The sequence below is a fragment of the Shewanella salipaludis genome, assembly GCF_012911865.1.
Lineage (GTDB): Bacteria > Pseudomonadota > Gammaproteobacteria > Enterobacterales > Shewanellaceae > Shewanella > Shewanella salipaludis.
In genome coordinates this window covers 54,805-77,003 of sequence record NZ_JAAXYH010000014.1, presented here as the reverse complement: position 1 = coordinate 77,003, position 22,199 = coordinate 54,805, and the positions used below count along the sequence as shown (strand labels likewise).

Below are 22,199 nucleotides of genomic sequence, written 5' to 3'. Positions count from 1 at the left end.
TCATGCAAGCTAAGACATTTAAATTGAAACTGTTGGTTGGCGCCCTGGCCCTGGCCATACACCCGGCGGGATTCGCCCAGGCGCAACTCAATTGCAGTGACAATGAAAAGTGCAACGAGTATCTGGTGGTCACGGGCGATGTGATGCGTGAACCTGTGAATGTGGTCAGCGATCCCAAGAAACCCAGATTGCCCCTGCCCGCCTTCGAAGGCTCCGGTTTTCTGAAGACAATTCCAGGTTTCAGCGTGACCCGTAAGGGCGGCATGGGTGGTGACCCCACGTTTCGGGGTCAGGGCGGGTCACGGCTGGCGATAGTCGATGATGGCCAGCAGCTCTACGGTGCCTGTGGTGGACGCATGGACCCGCCGACCAACTACATCTATCCCGAGTCCTATGATGCAATAACCGTCATCAAGGGGCCGCAAACCGTGAAGTATGGCCCCGTGGGATCGGCGGGGACCGTGCTGTTCGAAAAAGATCGCCATCGTTTCAGCGAAGCCGGCCTCATGGGCCGCGCCAGTGTCACGGCCGGGAGTTTCGACAGGAGAGACAGCATAATAGAGGTGGTCGCAGGCAACGCCGACTATTATCTCGACTTCGACATGAATGGCTCCAGCAGCGATCACTACCGGGACGGCAATGACAACCAAGTGCAGTCCAGTTACGATCGCGACAACACCAACTTCGCCTTGGGCTGGACCCCTTCGGAGAACACAGTGGTGGAACTGGCCGTGGGTCAATCCAGGGGGGAAGCCGAGTATGCCGATCGCCTGAATAAGGCCCGCCGGATAGACAGCGACAGCTATAGTCTGCTGCTCCAGCATGAGTTCGAATTGGACTGGCTGAGCAAAATAGAATTGCAGGCCTACAGCAATGACAATGATCATCTGATGGATCAGTTCGATCGCGGCGTCAACGCCGGCGCCGACGTGCGCCGCAGCACCAGCGGCGGTCACCTCTGGCTGGAGCTAACCCCAGGGGCCAACTGGGATCTCAGCCTGGGGGTGGATCTGATGCGCAGCCAGCACGAGGGACGCTTCATCAACCAGACCAAGGATAAGGGGCTGGATGACTTGTTGCACAAGGCTTTCATGGAAGACATGCGCTATCGCAACTGGGGGCTGTTCGTCGAGTCTGTCTATCATCTGGACTACAGCAAGCTCTACGCCGGCCTGCGCTATGATAACTGGGATACCGAGTTGTCGGTGGCGCAAACAGGCACCCGCAGGGATGAGCTCTTCAGTGGCTTCATGCGCTATGAATATCGGGATGGCAGCAGCCAATACTATGCCGGCATGGGTCATGCGGAACGCATCGCAGACTATTGGGAAATCATGAAGGCCAGCGACACAAGCCCAGGCCAGAAGGCCTTCAACCTTGCCCCGGAAGCAACCAACCAGGCGGATATCGGCTGGATCTACAGCCATGGCGTGGAGATTTCCACCTCGCTATTCTATGGTCGGATCAACGACTATATTCTGATCGATGCCAGGGGTCCAAGCACGGTGGCGCGCAACATAGATGCCAGTCTCTACGGCGGTGAAGCCAGCATAGATTATGACTTGGATGACAGCTGGTCGGCCCAGGTCACCCTGAGCTATACCCGCGGAAAAAATGACAGCGACCATCTCGACCTTGGCCAAATCGCGCCGCTCGAGTCCAAGTTATCGCTCAATTATGCGCACCAAGCCTGGTCGGCGGGGATCCTGTGGCGCCTGGTCGCGGCGCAGGACAAGATAGGCCTGGGCCAGGGCAACATAGCCGGCCAGGATCTGGCCCCTTCCAGCGGTTTCGGTACCCTTGCCATCAACGCCTCCTGGACATATAAGGAGCAACTGCGTCTCACTCTGGGCGTAGAGAATCTGTTCGATATCACCTATGCCGAACACATAAGCAAGGCCGCCAGCGGTAACGATTTACCCGGCAGTGAACCCATGTTCCAGGTCAATGAGCCGGGCCGCAATGCCTGGGCCAAGCTGACTTACGAGTTCTAGGCCCGACTCAGGCGCGAGCCCAGGCCGCCGCTCTGCCAGGCCAGTGACAGTGATAATGACAGAGCGGCTTTGGGTGCCATCTCATGGAGATGTCGCCAAATCTGATCGAGATCAAATAACCGAGTAATTCAATCAAGTATTCTGTTGCCACTCACCCGAGATGCGAAGGAGCATAATATGAGTTGTTGCGGCGGATGTGGTGGCCAAGCCCACGAACCCAAGAATGAAACCCAGGAAGAGGAGGTGCAAACCCAAAATCCAAACGAAGAAGAGTAAGTTCAAGCTGTTTGTTATACACCACTGCACCAAAGCCGGCCTTCATCACCGGCTTTTTTTATGCCGGCGAGCCAAGCCCATCGCCATGCCCATCGCCAAGTCCATCGCATTCCCCTCATTGCAAGAACCCTGGCGTCAGAGCCTGGCCGGTTTCAGCCCATATGAATAAGCCAACCCGAAGGTTGGCTTATTGCTGGTTGGCGCGGCAGTTTGTCCCGCAGGGACGTCCTGGGTTTGCCTGCTATTCCAAGGTTACCCTGGCGCTGTCGGTCGGCGTCACGGGCGAGGAGCCATCGTTATCTGTCACTGTTGCCGTGACCAGATTGGTATGGGGGCTGTTGGAGACGATCGCACTGAAGGTACAAACGTAAGTATCGCTGTCCTGGCTATTGATTCCCAAGGTTTGGGGTACAGCGCAGTCAGTACTGACTATCTGGCCCTGCACCTGGGTAATATCGCCGAATTGATCGTCGTTCAACTGGCTGAGTGTCAAGGCTTCTGCCGATGAATCGTTGCGGACACTCACCCGGTAAACCACTGTCGCCGAGGTGGCTGTCTTGATCAAGGTTGCCGCCGGGGCAACATTCTCAAAATCGACAGTGGCATCATCCGCCGCCATCAAGGCATCCCCATCGTCATCGGTACCGGACGCTGTGACCACATCCGTTTCCGAGCCGTTGGCATCCCCGGCCACATAGACATTGAAATTACAGCTGTAACTCTGTCCTGGTTGCAGTATCTGCGGCATAGAGCAACTGCCCAAGCCATCGAGATCGCCATGGACATCATCCATCAGGCTGGAAATAGTGACAGTGTCCACGGTGGAGGTATTATTCACCACCAGGGCAAAGGTCACATTGCCACCCGGCTCAGGCACTATGGTGGGATTGGCGATTTTCGTCAGGGTGATGCTCGAAGGCACATCGTTGATCATCACAGTGGCCGAATCTGAATCGCTCACCACATCGCCTTCATCGTCGCTCCCGGTTGCCGTGACTATGTCGGTCTCGCTGCTGCCCGCATTGCCAGCGACAAATTGGGTAAAGCTGCAACTGTAACTCTCGGCAGCCAGCAAGGTTTGCGGCACAGAGCAGCCGCCCTTGCCATTCAGATCGCCGTAAATCGAATCCAGCAAACTGCCGATAACCACGGGATCGCTGTCGGCTAAACTCACGTTCTCTATGGTGACGGCAAAGGTGACATTGGCCCCTGGCTCCAGGATTTCGGTTGCCGAGGCGGTTTTGGTGACCGCAATGCTCGGCAGTACATCCGTGAGCGTCACAGTCGCATCGTCCTGACCGCTGATGGTTTTGTTATGCACATCGATACCTGTTGCTGTGACAAGATCCGTTTCCGAGTCACCGCTGTTGCCAACCAGGCTCACCTGGAAACTGCAGCTGTAAGTATCTATGCCACCGACATTTTGATCGTCCACAGGTATCTGTTGCGGTACGGCGCAGCCGGTACTTATGATGCCGTCATGGCCCGACGTGCTGATATCGCCGTATATGCTGTCTGTCAGCGAATTCAGTGTTACCGGATTATTGGGGTCTACTCCTATGTTGGTCACACTGACGGAAAAACTCACAGTGCCTCCGGGTTCAGCCAAGGTCGTTGGGGCGGCTGTTTTTACCACCCTGAGTTCCGCCGGCGGTACTGCAATGGGGACATTGAAGCCATCGTCACAACGACACTTGGAAGGAGAGCCGGGAAACGCATTCTCCGGCGAAGTACACAGCTCGTTGGCACCGCTTTGTCGCCAACTGGTACAATTGGGCAGGTTCAAGAAACCATCATTATCATCATCTTTACATACGGCGGTCAGGGTCACGGTTGGGTGTAGTGGATTATGGTCAGGTTTATCTATATCGCCGCAGGTATCTTGAATGTTGGAAATGATATTGGTGCCAGGGAAGGGATCTGTGGTGCCATCCAAATCCAACCAGGGCGGATCCGGTTGATAATCCAGGGTCGACACGCTGCAGGCACCCGATATGGCACCATCCCCATTGAGATCGCCATCTGTCACGAAGTAAATCCCTATGTCATGACGCTCCTTGGCCGTCACTTCCAGGTCGAATGTCGCAGTGAAATTAACCGTGTCTCCCTGATAAGCACAGCCATCATCATGAATGGTTAACTGGGGTGTCCCGTCCGGATTGGTGGCGACCCCGGCAACGGCAACATCATTGGCGGTACAACTCAGAGCGAAACCGGCCAAGTCCTGCATACACCCGGTCTCTATGGTGTCGCCGGCCAATACAGAGGAGCTAAAACAGAAAGAGCCTGTCAGCCAAAACGCGGCGCAGACCCATCGATTGAGTAAAAACGTTGATGCTTTCATAATCATTCCTTTGTTTTATAAAAGTCCCTGAAAGTATAGTCACAACAGGCCAAGACTATTTTTTATCCCCCCTATTTGGCGGACCGCGCTTGTCGAATCGTGCCTGTCGAGCTCAGGCCGCCTCCAGCCGCAGCTGCAGATCCTCGACGCTCATGGCCTTGGCAAATAAATAGCCCTGGCAATACTGGCACCCCAGCTGCTGCAGCTGAGACCACTGCTGCTCGGTTTCCACTCCCTCTGCCACCACGGCGATCCCCAGGGCCTTGGCCATCTCTATGATGCCACGCACCAGCGCATAGTCGGCCAGTTCCCCGACCATGGTATCGACAAAGGATCTGTCTATTTTCAATATCTTGACCGGAAAATTGCGCAAATAGGACAGGGATGAATAGCCTGTGCCGAAATCATCGATCGCCACCTCTATGCCCAGCTCGCTCAATTCATACAGCGCCGGCCGCATGCCCTGATGCTCCTCCATCAACAGCGACTCGGTGATCTCTATGGTGATAAGTTTGGGATCCAAGCCATAGAGCAGCACCAACTCGGGGACTTTCAAGGCGCCGAACTCGACATTGACGAACTCCAGGGTCGAACGGTTGATACTCAGGCCTATGCCGCCAAAGCCCAGCTGTTGCAGTGTCTTCCAATCGTTCAACGCCCTGTGCAGGATGAGGTTGCCCAACTCGGGCATCAAGCCAAACTCTTCCGCCACCGCGATAAACTCCGCCGGCGACACCTGACCGAACTCCTCGTCATGCCAGCGCGCCAGGGCCTCGCACTTGACCATACGGCCGCTTTGACAATCGACGATCGGCTGGTAATGCACCTCGATCCTTTGCTCGTCTATGGCCTTATGCAACGCCGTCTTCAACCGCAAACGCCGGTTCGCGCTTTGCTGCATGCTATGGGTGAAGAAACGAAAGGTATTACGGCCGCTGTGTTTGGCCAGATACAATGCCTGATCCGCATGGGACATCAGGCCTTCTGTGGTGTCACTGTCGTTCGGATAGAGGGCGATGCCTATGCTGGCGGTCATATGCAAACGCAGCTCCCCAAGCGCGAAGGGCTTGCTCAGCACCTGCTGGATCTTATGGGCTATCAGTCCGGCACTGTCATGATCCCGCATGCCATGGGCTATCACGGCAAACTCGTCACCGCCCAACCTGGCCACAGTATCGCCCTGGCGCACCGAACCGTTCAAACGGGCGGCCACTTCCTTCAGCAGGCTGTCGCCCTGCAGATGGCCGAGGGAATCGTTCACCCCTTTGAACAGATCGAGATCGATGAAAAACAAGGCGCTATGCTGCTCCAGCCGCTGGCATTGCTCTATCGCCTGCCCCAAGCGGTCCCGAAACAGAAACCGGTTGGGGATACCCGTCAAGGCATCGTAACTGGCCTGAAAGCGTATCTGGGCCTCGGCCTCTTTCTGGCTGCTGATGTTGGTAAAGATAGCCACATACTTGTCTATGTTGTGGTCCGCATCATAGATGATGTTGATGCGCAGGAACTCGGGATAGATGGCGCCATCCTTGCACCTATTCCAGATTTCCCCCGACCAATGCCCCTGCTGGCGTATGCATTGCCACATCTGCTGATAGAAGTGCGCCGATTGCCGTCCCGAACTCAGGATGGCCGGATTCTTTCCCAGCACCTCAGCTTCGCTGTAACCCGTGAGTTCGCTGAAGGCCGGGTTCACCGCCAGGATCCTATTGTGTCTGTCGCAGATGAGTATCGACTCAGAGGTGTTATCGAACACCAGCTTGGCGAGCCCCAGCTGTTCATTTTGCAGCTGGATATCCGTGATGTCCCGGGTCACGCCATCCATGCGGATCGGCTGTTTGCCATCCACTGTCACCACCCCTTTGGAGCTCAGATACTTGAGTTCTCCCTGCGGGGTGTGGATGCGGTACTGCACCGCATGGGCCTGACCCGGGTTGGCCAGGCAGGCGGCGATCACCCGCTCTACTTTTTCCCAATCCTGGGGATGGACCAGCGCCTTGTATTCCTGATGGCTAAATTGGCAAGTTTCCGCCACCCCGAAAATCTGGCATAGGGGCGGCGACCAATAGGCTTCGTTGGTGATCAGATCCCAGCGATAGTTACCCATCTTCCCCAGGCGCTGGGCCTCGAGCAGCAATTCCCGCTCCTGCAGCTGTTGCTGCTCAGATCGGATCCGGCTGAGTTCGTTACGGATCAGCAAGACGCAAAAATCGATCAAGGGTCGCAACTCGGGCAATTCGAGCCGAGATGCTTCCCGGGTGAATACCAGCGTCAACAGGCCCTGACGCAGGCCTTGCTCGCTGTAGATGGCGCAGCCCAAATAGCTGCTCGCCTCCAGTGTGACCAGCTCAGGGTCGTCGGGGAATAGCTCCTGTACCTGCTCCGGGAAGATGCACACGCCTTCATGCTCGAAGGCCACGGCGCATGGGGTGCCGACCAAACTGTACTCGAGTTCGGCAATAGGCTGGCCTTGCCTCACCCCTGCCAGCACTTTTGCCTGCAGCAGCACTTCGTCCACCACTGAGATGGCGATATAACAGGCATCGAGCCTGCTATTGAGCCACTGCACGAGATCGGATAAGTATTCCACCCCGGCACTATGCTTGAGTCTCTGACTCAGTTCAACTATGCATTTATCCATAAAATCTGTCGTTACCCTACAGTCAGGCAGTCATTTGCGCCCTGAGTCGCCCCAGACATGCACCACAGGTCAAAAATGTTTGAAAAACACCTGAGTAACAGCATAAATCAGCCGATGCGCCCGCCGCTTAATCCAGATCAAGGTTTAGGTGAGCCGCGTCTTTTCCAACGCTTTAAGTACAGAGCAAGATTGCGAGATTGTGAGATGAATAGTGAGTTATGAGTGGACTCCCGCACTGCTGCACCAATGACACGCAGCAAGTTCGTCCCTGAATGCTCTGCGGCGACAAATGCCTCCATGCACAAGGGCCAGTTCGCCATCTGATAGGCAGGACGTCTGAATGTAGTGAAGTGCAGGGAAGCACGGGAACGACCATGGCTTTCGTTCGCAGCTTATCGTTTCGCAATGCTCACCCTTTCGCCGAAGGTCATTGGCGCAACAGTTGCTGTTTTACGAGTCTCGCTGCTTGTAGTAGCCGACTAAGACTGACCACAGTGTTATGAGCAAGGCATCATATACCCAGGCTCACAGCAAGCACCTAAGCCCGCTTAGCCACACCCGGGAAGGTGTACATGTCCGGAAATATCTCATTGAATAACAAGCTTAAAACCATTATATTAACAACCCAATAGAAATGGACATCTGGCACGACATAGGGTAAACGCCGATAGGCCCCCCCTTAATTCGCGCTCTATACCCCTGGAGATATTCGTGTATAAAAAACTACTCTTAGCCGCATCACTCACCACCATTTTGTCCGCTTGCGCCATGCGTACAGGCCCCGTGACAATCTATGAGCAACAGGAACCCCTGGAAAACGTCGCCCTGATATCCGGGTACCACGAATATGTCGGCGAGAACTTCCCCGAGCTACTGATAACAGAGATAGATCATAAGAGCTCATCCGATGCCATGGGCTATGCCGTTGAAGCCTATGTATTACCAGGCAACCATAAGGTGAAATTCAGGAAAATCAATCCATCCGGACTTGGCTGGCATTCTGCCGATGTAGTGATTGAAGCCAAGGCTGGCCACACCTATATGACAGAGTACAAAATTGTTAAATCACCAGATACGGGGAAAAACATGCTGACGGTCAAGGTTCTGGACAAGGGCGAGCACCATAACACCGGCATGACATACAAGAAATAGTGCTCCAAGTGCCGGCATAGAGGCGCTATAGCAAGCAGGCACAGGCATGAGCCACAAACAATACCCCCAATGCCGGGTTATTGTTTGTGCACCTCAACGGCACTCATGCCATACGAAGATGACAAACTATCCAAATCAAAATTAACCTACAGTTTCAACAAGGCGCAAGCCACGCCATCACCAAAACCGCCACCACTTCCTGGCTGCTGTTGGTTTACTTTTCGCTTCCTTGGGTTCCCAATACTGGGTTTCATCCTCGACAGAATGTTCCTCCGGAAGACCGATCAGCACATCATAGATGTTGTCTGTGTCACTCACAGCAGCACCATATTCTTCAAGTTTTTTTATGCTGGCGACTCTTCTTGGATCTATAACATAACCAGTGGAAGGCTCAAAAATGGCTAAATGTCTCTCTTTAACTCCCCTGGCAGCCTCCAGTACATCATTTAAGAAACCTAAATAGTCTTCTACAGATAATGTATCTAAAGGAAAGCGCTCAACTTCATCATATCCAATGGCAACCACATTTTTTGAGATCTTATGTTGTGTATACCAGTCATATTTCATTAAATTTCCAATTAACGCCCCAGAGAATACATTGGCAACCTCATCGATCCCCCCTTCAACCAGCCCCTCTATCTCGTGGTATGGATCGAACTTCCTGCCAATATCTATCACTTTAATGAAATTTTTCATATCTCATCCCTAATTCACAATATCCAGCATTGCAATTTGAATTTCAGCCGGCTCATATTGGCAAGCAACAAGCTATGACATAGGGTGCCATTCCTACCCTCAGTTGGCACTAGACTTGCCGGCTATTAAACAACAACACCAGGTATCAAAAAATACCAAAAACTTTGCCATTTTCCGGATTCACGACCAATTTAACTGTCAGCTTAGGCTCCCCATCGGCGTTAACCCGGTAGAACAAATCGTAATGGTCTGGCAGGTTTTTGTATTTCTCATATGCCTGGCTGTATAACGGCGCCACAGAAATTGCGCCTGACAAAGAATTCCGGGTCTTTTCGGCGACAGAGGAAAAAGTGTCATAGGTGATTTCCTGCTTTGTGTCATCATCCAGCTGCTCATAAAGCGCATGCGCTTCGCCGCGGGTAACCAATTGCTCTACAAACTTCAGCTTGTCTTGTAAATAAACAGCCAACTCATCAGTTTTTTCCAGCTGAAGCTTGGCCATAATACCAAATTCATAAGCAATTCTTCTTTTAAGCTCCGCAACTTCATCCCGTGAAAATGCGTTCATATTGAATTTCACTACAAACTTAACCTCTCCATTATCAAATGAAGTTGGGTACATCTGAATAGCGGCTAATTTAGTGTTATCCTCAAGATTAATTCGTTTGGCCATATATGCGTTATCCAGACTCAGAATCTTATCGGCAAATTCTCTGTTTGCATCGACACTAAGGCCAGTCTTGAAGATGATAGGATGCGCCTCCTTTAAATTTGTGGAACCTTTGAAATCTATCTGAGTCAGTGAAACCAAAACCAGCAGTAATAACAGTATTTTCATCCATTTTTTCATTTACTATTTCTCCAAATAGCTGACACATAGTGTTCAATAAAAGCTGCCATCTGCTGCTAGGGGCATAATAGACCTGCAAACCGGCTGTTTATTGTGTCTGTTGGAACTCCTGTTTCACTAAGGTTGAAACAGAGTCATTATTTCTTATCGCCGCCAATTCGGTGCAGGTTAACTGAACCCTATTAGGAACTGGATTCAGGAGCGCTCACTGCAACTCTATTGCGACGGCACGGATTATTGTTAACAAAGGGGCAAGAGAGGGCTTGCACTCCAGCCCCCTCTTGCCTCTGTTTAAATCAGGGGCTGAAGCCCCACGACGTTAAGTCTTACTCCAAACCTAGTTTGGAAACCAGTCCTTGGGGTGAGCCTGTTACACCAAGACCCACCCCTTGGGCTAGCTAGAGCTGATAGCAGATCACCAGATCTTAACCCGCTCATTGGGAGCCAGATACAGCTTATCCCCTGGCTGGACGTTGAACGCCTCATACCAGGCATCCAGGTTGCGTACCGTCAGGGCACGGTACATGCCGGGGGCATGGCCGTCGGTGGCGACCCTGGCCCGCAGAGCCGCGTCACGCATCTTGGTGGCCCAGGTCTGGGCGAAGCCGATGAAGAAGCGTTGATCGCCACTGAAACCACCTATGACAGGCGCAGGTTTGCCATTGAGCGAGGCGTGGTAGGCATCATAGGCCGCCGACAGGCCGGCGACGTCGGCTATGTTCTCTCCCAGGGTCAGCCTGCCGTTGACATGCAGGTCGGGGAAAGGCGCATAGGCGTCAAACTGGGCCGCCAGGGCATCGCCCTGCTTGGCGAACTGTGCGAAGTCCTGTGGCGTCCACCAGTTGCGCATGGCACCCGTGGCATCGAAGGCCGCACCATTGTTATCGAAGCTGTGGCTGATCTCGTGGCCTATGACGGCACCTATGGCGCCATAGTTATAGGCGGGATCCGCCTTGGCATCGAAGAAGGGCGGCTGCAGTATGCCGGCGGGGAAGTTGAGCGCATTCTGCACCGGCAGGTTCACTGCGTTGACCACCTGGGGCGTCATCCACCACTCACCCTTGTCCATCGGCTTGCCTATCTTGGCGAGCTGATGGGCGTATTCAACCTTTTCACCGTTGACGACATTGGCGTAGGCATTGTGGGCATCGACCCGATAGCTGCTGTAGTCACGCCACTTGTCCGGATAACCTACTCCCACCACTATGGAATCGACCTTGGCCAGGGCTTCCTTCTTGGTCGCAGGTGCCATCCAGTCGATGGCTTCGACGCGCTTGCCGAAGGCGGTGACTATGTTGTCGACCATGGCGCTGACTTCCGCCTTGGCCGAAGCCGGGAAATAGTGCTCGACATAGGCACGGCCGACGGCATCGCCCAGGTACTCATCCAGCGCGCTCAGGGCACGCTTGTCGCGGCTGCGTTGCTCAGGGGTTCCGGACAAGGTGGTGCCGTTGAAGTCGAAGGCGGTCTGATCCACCTTGGAGGGCAGCACATGGGCATGGCTGTTGATCTGATGGAACACCAGCCAGTCTTTCCAGGCGTCCAGCGGCTCGGAGGCCACCAATGCCGACAGGCCTGTGATGGCATTGGCATGGTAGGCGGCAAACTTGTCCTGTTGCCCCAGGTGCGCGGCCTCCAGGAATAATGCCCAGTCTATGCCAGGCGCCTTGGCTTCCAGGTCCTCACGGCTCCAAACGCCCGACGACTTGGAGAAATCCTCGCTGTCGGCGCGACTGGCGTGGGCCTTGGCTATCTGGGTTTCCAGGGCGAAGATACGCTCTGCCTTGGCAGCGGCATCATCGATACCCGCACTCTCGAGCAGCTTCTCTATGAAGGCGCGGTACTGGGTGCGGATCTCCATCATCTTGGGATCGTCTGACAGATAGTATTCCCGCTCCGGCATGCCGAGGCCGCCCTGGAGAATATAGGGCAATACCGTGCCGGGCGTCGCCAGGCCCTGGGTCACGAAGATGCCGAACAGGTTCTCTGTGTAGAAGTCGGTGGCGTTGAGGGGATCGACATCGGCACGCAGGTTAGCGCCGAGCACCGCCGACAGCTCATGCTTGTCCTTGATCGCCGCGAAGCGGGCGAGATCTGCCTGGGCCGGCTGCATCCCGGCGGCATCTATGGCGGCAACATCTATGTAGGCCTTGTAGAAGTCGGCAATCCTGGCTTCATCCGACCCTTCGGGGTGAGCCGACGCCAGCAGATCTTTTATCAGCTCCCGGTTGTGTTTCTCGGTCGCCTCGAATGCGACCAGGAAGGAACCTGTGCTGGAGCGATCGGCGGGGATCTCCGTGGTCTGCATCCACTGACCGTTGGCATAGGCATAGAAGTCATCGCCCGGCTTGGCCGCTGGGTTCATGCCCGCCACATTGATGCCTATCCCGGCCTGGGCAGACTCAGCGCTTGGCATGGCTTGTTCCGGGTTGGCGGCGTGCTTGCCGCCTGTGGCTTCGGTAGATTGATCGCCGCAGGCGCTGAGCCCTGTCAGCACTGAGGCAGACAGCAACAGCAGGGGCAATAGACGGTCCGACATGGTGTTCTCCTTTTCTTGTTATACAGGCACTATTGAAAGCGCCTCATTTGAGAGTTGTTTTTCAAAACATGCAGTTAAAGACGAGTAGCCTGGCAGCAGTGTAGCCGTCCAGGGACGCATAAGTAAATCGCAACCGAGCCATGCCGGCCATTTTCCCAGTCTGCCTGGGCTCGGGACGCCCCAGCCTTCGCACCGCCCCAGACTTCGCACCGCCATGGCCGAATCGCCGTGTCCGACCCGCACTTGATGCAGATCAACGCGGCGACAGCCGGTAGCGGCTAATTTAAACAGCCGTTTAATCCCCTTTAACACTAGTATCATGAGGATGTATATGTACCCACTTCTGCTCAAACTGCATCTGGGGCTGGTATCGCTCTGTTTCCTGAGTTTCCTGCTGCGCACTTACTGGGGCCTGGCCCATTCGGCCATGCTCGCCAGTGTGCCGGCGTTGAAGGCCCATAAGCTGGTGACCCTGCTGATGCTGCTCAGTGCCCTGGCGCTATGCGTTGCCGTGGGCCAGTACCCGATAACGGATGCCTGGCTCACGGAGAAACTCCTGTTACTGGCCGCCTATGTCGGCTTCGCCATGCTGGCCTTCAAGCCCTATGCGCTGGCCAAACAACGCTATATTTTCGCCGGTATCGCCTGTGGCCTGTTCGCCGTCATCTTGATCATCGCCAAGAGCCACAGCCCGCTGCTGCTAGGCTAAGGCTGGTGGTTAACTGACTGTTAGCTAACAGCTTGGCTAACAGACGGGCCAACGCATGCGGGGCGCCTCTCAATAGCCGTGCCGAATGGCAGCTCATTTGCCGGGACGGGCGGGTATCGCTGAGCAGGCCCTCTGCGCCAGGGATGGCGCAGGGTCGAATGCCGGGCTTACTCCTCACTCAAACAAGCCGTCCATAAACCAGGCGATGAACGCCTGCTTACCTCTCAAGGCCGACTTCTTATACACGCTGGAGAGTTGGTTGCGCACCGTCTTATCGGATAGCTCCCGTAAGTTGGCAATTTCCTTGCTGTTGAACCCCTTGAGCAATAGCCAGGAGACCTGCTTCTCGCTCTCGGTTAATTGCCAATCACTAAACTGCTTGGCAATCACTTCGCCGAATTCTTTCTTGGCCCTGCTCAGCTCTGCCGAGGCTTGTTTGGAGAGTTCGGCATACTCGGCGACTTGTTCACGCAATCTCTTATTCTGTTTGCGATGGCTTAACCCATCCAGATACAGGCGATACAGGATAAACAGCGCCATGAGCAATATGATGGCTTCCTGCAGCAGATGAGGCAGCTTGGCCCCCTGGCTCAGATCCGTTGCTATGTCGGCGATACTGGCCATCACCACCAAAATAAAAAAACCTACAGGCAACCAAGATTGCAGTATCTTCTCTGTTCGCGACGCCATAGTGACAAATGTCCTAAACTAAAAAACTGCCCTGGATTTGCTACGTTAGGACAGAATACCCATTCATACATAACCCCAGGTGCAATACGCTGGCACTAACTTAGCACAGTCTGTTTTGGAGCACATGTATGAATCATTCACCTACCCAAGTTTGGGATTTCTTCATCCGTTTTTTTCATTGGACCCTGGTCGCTGCCTTCATCGCAAGTTATCTCAGCGAGGGCGAGTACCAGCTGCACTTTTACGCCGGCTGGTACATAGGGATCTTGCTGGTATGCCGGCTGGTTTGGGGCTTGGTTGGCAGCAAACATGCGCGCTTCCTCGACTTCATCAAGCCACCCAGGGAAATCATCCGCTATGCACGGGCATTGGTTTCCGGCGATGGCAAGAAACCGCCGCACTATCTGGGCCATAACCCCTTGGGTGGCCTCATGGTGGTGCTCCTGCTGGGATCGCTGGCAATGACCACTGTCAGCGGTATCTTGCTGTACACGGCGGAAAATCCCAGCCCGCTGGCTTTCATCGGCCAGAATGCCTTCAATAAAGCCGAGTCTGACGAGTCGGCCATCCCCAAGGCGCCAGCCCAGGCCGGCGCGCATGAGATAAAAACCGCCAAGCATGAAGACAAACAGGAGAGTGTCTGGGAAGAGATCCACGAATTCTTCGCCAATTTCACCCTGTTGCTGGTCTTGTTCCATGTCGCCGGGGTCCTAGTGTCCAGCAAACTCCATGACGAGAACCTGGTCAAGGCCATGTTCACAGGCAAAAAGACCACCGACTAGCCGGGCCTTGGGGATGCGACCGGGCTGCCGCAACGGCAGCCCGGTGCATGAGTCGGCACAGGTTTGACGTCGCGCAAATTTCTAACAATTTTACCCAAACTCAGCCCATTTATTGAACTGAATCAATTTTGCCCACCCTGGCTTCTGGCAGACTTGCGCCACTCAATGGACTGGATAACACAAGCCTATGCGCACCAATCTGCCTATTACCGACAACGAAATCCACCTGCGTGAAGATTCCATCTTGTTGTCTACCACGGATCTCCGGGGACGGATCAAATACGTCAACGGCGACTTCTGTGAGATCTGTGGCTTCACCGAGGCGGAGCTCATAGGTCAGCCCCATAACATAATACGTCATCCGGACATGCCCCCGGCCGCCTTCGAGGCCATGTGGCAGCGACTCAAACAGGGCAAGCCCTGGATGGGCATGGTGAAGAATCGTTGCAAGAACGGCGACTACTACTGGGTCAATGCCTATGTCACCCCCATCTATAGCCAGGGGGTGCTCCACGAGTACCAATCCGTGCGCCGCAAGGGCAGCAGCGCCCAAGTGCGCAACGCCGCTGCCGCCTATGCCAGGCTCAATGCCGGCAAGAAAGCCGGTGGTAATTTCCGCCTTCCCATAGGCTATGGCCAGAAGCTGCTGCTGACCCTGGTGTGCGGCATCACGCTGACGGCGGCGCTGTCGCAGCAGTCGCAGCAGTCGCCGCTGCTGGCCTGGCTGGCCGGGGGACTGGTTGGCGGCGGGCTCCTATGGCTGGCATTGGCGCCACTGAGGTTACTCGGGCTCAGGGCCAGGGAGATAGTGGCAGATCCCCTGGCCCAGGGCATATACACGGGCAGGCGGGATGAACTGGGCAGCATAGGGCTGGCACAGGAGTTTCTGACCTCAGAGACCGCCGGCGTCGTCGGGCGAATGGCGGACTCGGCCAATACCATAGCCATCCAGAGCGGCAACCTGCTGGGTGCCATAGCCGCCACCCGGGATCGCACCGACAGCCAACACCAGCAGACGGCCCAGGCGGCGGCCGCGGTGGAACAGATGACGGCCAGTTTCAATGCCGTCAGTCGCAACATACAGAGGGTGGCCAACGAAGTGGAAATCAGCCAAACGGCGGCCTTGACGGGATACGGTCACCTGGATGCGGTGATCAACGCCATAGATGCGCTGCACACCCAGGTAGGCAACTTCGCCGCCGTGGTCAAAGAGATAGAAGAGGACAGCATAGCCATCAACAAGGTGCTCGAGGTGATAGGCGCCATAGCCGAGCAGACCAACCTGCTGGCACTCAATGCGGCCATAGAAGCCGCCAGGGCCGGTGAGTCAGGCCGGGGCTTCGCCGTGGTCGCAGATGAAGTGCGCCAGTTATCTGGGCGAACCGGCGAGTCCACCAACCAGATCGAAGCCATAGTGCACAAGTTTCAGCAAAGCACCAGTCGTGCCGCCAGCACCCTGGGCGCAGGACAATCCCAGGCCCAGAAGGCCGTCGAGCTGGCCCAGCAGGCGGAACAGGCATTCGAGGCGTTGCGGGAGACGATCAACAGCATCAACAGCATGAGCGAGCACAGCGCGCAGGCCATGAGGGAGCAGGCCTTGGTCGCGGATGAGATAAGTCATTCCCTGCAAACCATCAACGAACTGGCCTCCGACAGCCTGGAGCTGTCCCTCAATGCCGAATCCAGAGGCGAACACATGTCCCGTCTCAGCACCGAGATGCAGCTGCTGTCCAGTCAGTTTTGGCAACTGAGCATAGAGCGCAGCGCCAAGCAGCATGACAGCCAAGCTTGCCATGCCGACGACTGACCTGGGCCCATGCCGCAGCAGGCCTAGTGGATATCCCGCATCCAGCGCTTCAGCAAGGGGGTGAGCGCCAGGGTCAACGCCGCCCCGGCGAAGGCGATCCACATTATGTCCAGATACAGGGAGGTGAAAATCTGGTGCTGGCTCAGCGGCGCGCCGATTGCGGCAACCTCAGCCGGCGCGGCATTGGCGGCGGCATTGCCCGCGAGCAGCGCGGCGATATATTCGGCGATGGCCGACCCCAGAAACCAGAGCCCCATCATCAGCCCCACCAGCCGCGGCGGCGACAGCTTGGTGATCATGGATAAGCCTATGGGCGAGATGCAAAGCTCCCCCGAAGTATGCAGCAAGTAAGCGAGCACCAACCAGCCGAGCGCCACCTGCTGGTTGCCGTTGGCAAAGTGCAGCCCGGCCACCAAGGCGGCGAAGCCCAGGCCCACCTGCAAGAGCCCCAGGCTAAACTTCATCGGCGTGCTCGGCGCCCTGCCCCGGGCAATGAGCCACTGCCAGGTCTTGGCGAACAGCGGCGCCAGCAGGATGATGAAGATCGAATTGAGCGATTGCAGCATGGGCGCAGGAATTTCGACGCCAAACACCAGCCTGTCGGTGATCCTGTCGGCAAACAGGTTCATCGAACTGCCGGACTGCAGAAAACACAGGAAGAACACGGTCGACATCAGGGTCAGGCTCACGGCAGCATACAGTTTCTGCTTCACCGACTGGGACACTTCCGCCAGGCAATACCACAGCAGCCAGAGTCCTATGCCTATGAAGGTCAGCCCAAGTAAGCCTCCCACCAGGGCATGATCTTCGATGATCAGCGACACCAGGCCGACCATCACCAGGCTGCCCAGATAGATGAGCTGTTCACGGGTGAAGCAGGCCCAGACCCTGAGCTTCAAGGCCCCCGAGTCCGGCGCTTCGGCATAGCCCTGCAACCAGGACTGGCCCGAGAGAAACACCAGCAGGCCGAGCAACATCCCCAGACCCGCCAAGCCGAAACCATAGGGCCAGCCATAGGTCTGACCCACATAGCCGCAGAGGAGTGCCGCCAGCGCGGCCCCCAGGTTGATACCCATGTAGAAGATGGTGAAGCCTGCATCTTTGCGCGGATCGTTTACCTCATAGAGCTTGCCGACGATGCTGGAGATATTGGGCTTGAGCAGGCCGACCCCCACTATGATCAGCGACAAGGACCAGTAGAAGGCCGTCAGGCCCGTGCTCTCGACCTTGACGCCTGCGGCATCTATGTAGGCAGGCGTCCCCTCGAACGCCATGCCGAAATGCCCGAGACAGAGCAAGATGGCCCCCAGGGTCACGGCCCGCTTGCTGCCCAGATACTTGTCGGCCACCACGCCACCCACTATGGGCAGGGCATAGACAAGGGCGAAGTAGTTGCCGAAGATATTGGTCGCCTGGGTATCGCTGAACAGGAAGTGCTCCGTCAGATAGAAGATCAACAATGCCTTCAAACCATAGAAGCTGAAACGCTCCCACATCTCGGTGAAGAAACACACGTACAGGCCTCTGGGGTGGGCCCTTGCCGGCGAGTCCATGACGCCTGGGATGGTGACTGTGCTTTCCATATCAACCTCTTGTTATTGTTTTAGTCTAAGTGTTTTGGTCTAAGTGTTTTGGTTTAAGTGTTTTGGTCTAAGCCTAATGGTCGCCCCCGTTAACCGCAGCGACGGGTTAAGGGCAACAACCTGAGTCATTCAAGCTACGCCCGGGGCGACGGCCTTACTTGAAGCTTCGGTGAAAGCTCATGTAATAGTCGGTGAAGTTTGGTGAAAGCAGTTGTTTAATGGTGAATCGACGGTAAAGTGAATGTGAAACGGGCAATATTCTTATCTGAGCCGGATAGAGACCCCGACAGGAACAGCAGAAAAATAACAGGATGAAGCAGATCAATTACAGCTACCAATTCGCCGATCTCGTGCTCAACACGCGTCTGGGCACCCTGGTCAGAAATGCCGAGGAAGAGATAAAACTGCCATGGCTCAGCTATCGGCTGCTATGTGTCTTATGCGAGGCGGCGCCGGCCATAGTCAGCCAACAACAATTGATCGAAGCCGTTTGGCCCGATGCTGTGATAGGCGATGAGACCCTCAAGCAGAGGGTGAAGTTGTTGCGCAAGTCCCTGGGCGACAATGCCACAGAGCCCAAATACCTGGAAGCGATCCGCGGCCGCGGCTATCGCATGCTGCCACAGGTGCAGGCACTGGAGCGTGTCCCGGCGCGAGGACAGAACATCAGTCCCCTGGATCTGGTGATAGACTCCCACATTCCCAACCTCAGCGGCGGGGCCTATCCTCTCAATTGGCGCGTCACCTCGGCCCTGTTGCTCGGCATGCTGCTGCTGATGCTCTCCCTTGCCCTGTTCAGCAGTTATTTCGCCGCCCCGCCCAAGGCAACGCAAACCACCCGGCTCCAGAGTGAGAGCTTTGCTGATGAGCTGTATGACAAGGGCCTGGAGTATTATCACAGGTACAGGGCCGAGGATAACCGCCACGCCATAGACTTGTTTCACTCCGCCATAGAGATAGAGCCACAGATGGCCAGGGCTTATGCCGGCCTGGCCGATGCCTACAGCCAGGGGGTATTCCAATTCAACGCCCCGCCGCAGTGGCAGCAACTGGCGATAGACAGCGCCTACAAGGCCATCTCGCTGGAGCCGGATCTCGCCCAGGGCTATAAGGCCCTGGGCCTGGCCTACTACAACAAGGGCTGGCTGGCCAAGGCCACCAGCGCCAATCTCAGGGCGCTGCAGAAACAGCCGGATTACAACGAGGCCATGTCGAACCTGGGCTATATCTATCGGGAAATGGGACAGCTGGCACTGTCGCTCGACTGGACCAATAGGGCGCTTGAGGCCAAGAAAGACTATAGCGTCAGCCTGGTGCATAAGGCGCAAACCCTGACGGCCCTGGGCGACTACCCTGGGGCCAGAGACTTGCTCGACAAGGCCCTTCTGCTGCAGCCCGACTCACAGCTGGCCAACGAGGCCTTGGGTCACTGGTATATGTGGCAGGGCAAATTCAGCGAAGCGGGCACTCACCATCAGACGCTCTTGGCAGTGCAACCCGAGCAGCCGGCGTTCGTCCTCGGCCTGGCCGAGAACCTCTTCTATCTGGGGCAACTGCAGCAGAGCCGGGCCCTGGCCCTGGGCTTGCACAACGCCGGCGCTGCCAGTGCAGTCGCTGATAGTGCAGTCGCTGACAATGCTATCGCTGCCAGTGCCGCCACAGGCAGTCTAAATAGCAGTTTCAACAGCAATCTCAACAGCAATTCGGTGCGCCAAGGGGCCCTGCTGGCCTTGCTCACCGAGTCAGAGCCGAGCGAGACTGAAGTGCAAACCCTGGCCAAGGCTTTCTTGAACGCCCTCAGCCAGGGCTCGGATAAACCCGGCGACAGTTGGGCACTGGCACAAATTTATGCCGCTCTGGGGGAGACGGCAACCAGCCGTCGCTACCTCATTCAGGCGATTAACCAAGGCTGGTTAGCCGTCGAGCTGACCCTCAAGCACCCGAGCTTCGCCCATATGCTGCAGGACCCGGGCTTCAGGCGCCTGATAACAGAGATGCGGGCCCTGCGGCAGCAACAGCGCACGGCCGCAGGCCTGGGCAATGACTGAGCCGGGCGAGCCCCAGCACAGCCAAGATGGGGGCGAAATGGTGGCGGCAGCGACGGCTTTGTATTCTTGGCGGCATTTCATTAAAATTGCCCGGCGCTAATCGAAAGCAATCCACCCCAGACTCACACCTAAGACTCAAGGCCAGGCCAGATGCAACTATCAGTATTAGATCAACCCCTCTACGACACCCTCTATCGTGACATCAGCGAGTTCCGCACCACCTTCGATCTGCCGGTGAATGACCCGGACTCGCTCGATGCCAAGGCCGACACCCTGCACAGCTCGCTGATCATCGAAGAATTGACCGAACTGGCCGAAGCCGACAGCCGCATAGAACAGGCAGATGCCATAGTCGACTCTGTCTATGTGCTGATGGGCCGCCTGGTGCACCTGGGCGCAGCGCGGGTGAGCGACAGACAGGAAATCAGCTACCTGGTCGACTTGCTGTTGAGTGTCGCCAGGAATCGTGACATAGACTTCATCGACTGCTGGAATGAAGTGCATTCGAGCAACATGAGCAAGGTATGCCGCAACGAGAGCGAGCTGGCAGAGACAGTCGCCTTCTACGCCAAACAAGGGGTGGAAATCGTTGGCAGCAAACAAGGCGACTTCATCATAGCCAAGTGTGCCAGGGACGTGGAAATGGCCGGCAAGACGGTGCGCCAGGGCAAGGTGCTGAAATCCGTCTACTATCGGCCGGCGGATCTCAGCCCATTGGTCAAGGCCTAGGCCCTGCCCGGCTCAGGATTGTCCGTCAGGCTGTCCTGAGCATTTCCAACCGAGCCGGCACACTGATCCCCCATGCCGGTGGCAATTTTTTGCATATAGCCAAGCAATGCCTTGGCCTGCGGCGAGGCGGATGCCTGTAGGCCGCCGACGACACCGCGCTGATCCGCAGCCTTCCTGTGCTGGCCCAGTTTCAGTTTGCCCTCCAGTCGAGTGATCGCAATTTTAAAACCAACAATCCCCCGGATTAACATGTCCCGGTATTCATCCGGAATGATATCCTGGTTCTCCGTCAACGACGGCTCATATTGATGTACCGCCTCTTCGACGACTGCCACAGTTTCCCCGGCGGATAACAAGTGCATTTCCCCCAGCGCATGGGCGGTCGCATAATTCCAGGTGGGCACCGCGGGTCTGGATGCATACCAACGGGGAGAGATATAGTCATGGGGCCCCTGGAATATCACCAGCACTTGCTTGCCATCCAGGGCGTTCAGGTGCTTGTTGGCCCGGGAAAAATGCCCATAGAGGGTGCCTTTGTCACCCTCAGTTTTCTTCAGCAACAAGGGCAGCTGCTCCCCCTCGAGCCGGTCTGAAACCAAGACGGCGAAACTGAATTCTTCGATGAAGCTGTGAATGCTCTCCATGGAGCCCATCTTCATTGCGTCCGGAATATACATCTGCTAATGCCTCATTTATTAGCCGCTATTGCGGCGTCTGTCGTTATTCAAGTGGCTGTAATGCTTCGGCCTGGCCTCTGGCCGGCACCATTTTTGCCTGCAGCTCCAGCTTCACCCGCGGCCATTCCTGCACCGTAATGCTGAACATGGCGGTGTTTCTGCTGCTGCCGTCGGGCAGGAGGCGATAGTTGCGCAACACGCCTTCGAAGTGGCCGCCGATCCGGCCTATGGCGCGGCGCGATTGCTGATTGTTCTCGTGGGTTTTAAGTTCGACCCTGACGGCCCCCAACCGCTCGAAAGCATGCTGCAGCAACAGATACTTGGCCTGGGTGTTCACATGGGTGCGCTGGAATTTTGGGGTAATGAAGGTGAAACCAATCTCTATGATCCGGTCGGCCTTTCTGGTAGCGCAATAGCGGGTACTGCCGATGATCTCTTGACTGGGATTATCCAGGATCACGAAAGGCAGATGTTGACCTTGACGCTGCATCGCCAGTGACTCTTCAATCCAGTCTTGGGCGCTTGCCAGAGTCTGGCAACGATTCGGCGTGACCCATTGCCAGAGGCAGGCATGATTGCCGGCATGATAGAAGCCTTCGGCATCATCCAGGCTGAGGGGTTTCAAGCAGATATCCTCTGTGGATAAGCTAAGGGGTTGGGGGTCGAAGGGAAGGCTTAAGGG

The 22,199-nt window shown here is 55.9% G+C and carries 15 protein-coding genes and 1 pseudogene; 7 read left to right on the top strand and 9 right to left on the bottom strand.

Annotated features, from left to right (window positions below):
• The first annotated feature begins 2 nt into the window (after positions 1 to 2).
• Positions 3 to 1,994 carry a TonB-dependent copper receptor gene (locus tag HC757_RS15940; RefSeq protein ID WP_169565371.1) on the top strand — a complete coding sequence of 664 codons (1,992 nt, stop codon included), beginning with the start codon at positions 3 to 5 and terminating at the stop codon, positions 1,992 to 1,994.
• Positions 1,995 to 2,511: 517 nt separating this feature from the next.
• On the opposite strand, the gene HC757_RS15935 is transcribed toward HC757_RS15940, so the two are convergent.
• Entirely contained in the window at positions 2,512 to 4,614 is a 2,103-nt protein-coding gene (locus tag HC757_RS15935) for a COG1361 family protein (protein ID WP_169565370.1), read from the bottom strand.
• A 112-nt stretch (positions 4,615 to 4,726) separates the two neighbouring features.
• The gene (locus HC757_RS15930) at positions 4,727 to 7,255 is read right to left on the bottom strand and encodes a putative bifunctional diguanylate cyclase/phosphodiesterase (RefSeq protein WP_169565369.1); all 2,529 of its coding nucleotides are present in this window, start codon (positions 7,253 to 7,255) and stop codon (positions 4,727 to 4,729) included.
• A 711-nt stretch (positions 7,256 to 7,966) separates the two neighbouring features.
• Here HC757_RS15930 and HC757_RS15925 point away from each other — a divergent pair.
• Entirely contained in the window at positions 7,967 to 8,407 is a 441-nt protein-coding gene (locus tag HC757_RS15925; protein WP_169565368.1) for a hypothetical protein, read from the top strand.
• A gap of 177 nt (positions 8,408 to 8,584) precedes the next feature.
• Here the strand turns inward: HC757_RS15925 and HC757_RS15920 are convergent, their stop codons facing one another.
• The 3 genes from HC757_RS15920 to HC757_RS15910 form a co-directional block, all read right to left on the bottom strand.
• Complete coding sequence (locus tag HC757_RS15920; protein ID WP_169565367.1) at positions 8,585 to 9,103, bottom strand: hypothetical protein; 519 nt, start codon at positions 9,101 to 9,103, stop codon at positions 8,585 to 8,587.
• Positions 9,104 to 9,248: 145 nt separating this feature from the next.
• A complete protein-coding gene (locus HC757_RS15915; protein ID WP_169565366.1) occupies positions 9,249 to 9,953 on the bottom strand; it encodes a hypothetical protein in 705 nt (234 codons plus the stop codon).
• Positions 9,954 to 10,368: 415 nt separating this feature from the next.
• Positions 10,369 to 12,492 (bottom strand): M13 family metallopeptidase, encoded by a 2,124-nt coding sequence (locus HC757_RS15910; protein ID WP_169565365.1) that lies wholly within the window; start codon positions 12,490 to 12,492, stop codon positions 10,369 to 10,371.
• A 331-nt stretch (positions 12,493 to 12,823) separates the two neighbouring features.
• Here HC757_RS15910 and HC757_RS15905 point away from each other — a divergent pair, with 331 nt between their 5' ends.
• Positions 12,824 to 13,201 (top strand): SirB2 family protein, encoded by a 378-nt coding sequence (locus HC757_RS15905; protein WP_211164455.1) that lies wholly within the window; start codon positions 12,824 to 12,826, stop codon positions 13,199 to 13,201.
• Positions 13,202 to 13,375: 174 nt separating this feature from the next.
• On the opposite strand, the gene HC757_RS15900 is transcribed toward HC757_RS15905, so the two are convergent.
• Positions 13,376 to 13,891, bottom strand: coding sequence for a helix-turn-helix transcriptional regulator (locus HC757_RS15900; RefSeq protein WP_169565363.1), 516 nt, complete (start codon positions 13,889 to 13,891; stop codon positions 13,376 to 13,378).
• A gap of 128 nt (positions 13,892 to 14,019) precedes the next feature.
• On the opposite strand from HC757_RS15900, the gene HC757_RS15895 reads away from it, so the two are divergent.
• The gene (locus HC757_RS15895; protein WP_169565362.1) at positions 14,020 to 14,673 is read left to right on the top strand and encodes a cytochrome b/b6 domain-containing protein; all 654 of its coding nucleotides are present in this window, start codon (positions 14,020 to 14,022) and stop codon (positions 14,671 to 14,673) included.
• A gap of 187 nt (positions 14,674 to 14,860) precedes the next feature.
• Positions 14,861 to 16,480: a methyl-accepting chemotaxis protein gene (locus HC757_RS15890; protein WP_169565361.1), complete on the top strand. Its 1,620-nt coding sequence runs from the start codon at positions 14,861 to 14,863 to the stop codon at positions 16,478 to 16,480.
• A 23-nt stretch (positions 16,481 to 16,503) separates the two neighbouring features.
• On the opposite strand, the gene HC757_RS15885 is transcribed toward HC757_RS15890, so the two are convergent.
• Positions 16,504 to 18,063, bottom strand: a complete 1,560-nt coding sequence (locus tag HC757_RS15885) for a peptide MFS transporter (protein WP_169565360.1) — start codon at positions 18,061 to 18,063, stop codon at positions 16,504 to 16,506.
• 311 nt (positions 18,064 to 18,374) lie between these two features.
• Here HC757_RS15885 and HC757_RS19205 point away from each other — a divergent pair.
• Both HC757_RS19205 and HC757_RS15875 read left to right on the top strand, forming a co-directional pair.
• Positions 18,375 to 18,668: pseudogene (locus HC757_RS19205) on the top strand (winged helix-turn-helix domain-containing protein); the annotation flags it as partial.
• A 1,593-nt stretch (positions 18,669 to 20,261) separates the two neighbouring features.
• Positions 20,262 to 20,840 carry a nucleoside triphosphate pyrophosphohydrolase family protein gene (locus HC757_RS15875; RefSeq protein ID WP_169565358.1) on the top strand — a complete coding sequence of 193 codons (579 nt, stop codon included), beginning with the start codon at positions 20,262 to 20,264 and terminating at the stop codon, positions 20,838 to 20,840.
• Here HC757_RS15875 and HC757_RS15870 read toward each other — a convergent pair.
• Both HC757_RS15870 and HC757_RS15865 read right to left on the bottom strand, forming a co-directional pair.
• A complete protein-coding gene (locus HC757_RS15870; RefSeq protein WP_169565357.1) occupies positions 20,837 to 21,517 on the bottom strand; it encodes an FMN-binding negative transcriptional regulator in 681 nt (226 codons plus the stop codon). The genes HC757_RS15875 and HC757_RS15870 overlap by 4 nt on opposite strands.
• A gap of 43 nt (positions 21,518 to 21,560) precedes the next feature.
• Complete coding sequence (locus HC757_RS15865) at positions 21,561 to 22,142, bottom strand: GNAT family N-acetyltransferase (protein WP_244623580.1); 582 nt, start codon at positions 22,140 to 22,142, stop codon at positions 21,561 to 21,563.
• Between the last annotated feature and the right edge of the window lie 57 nt (positions 22,143 to 22,199).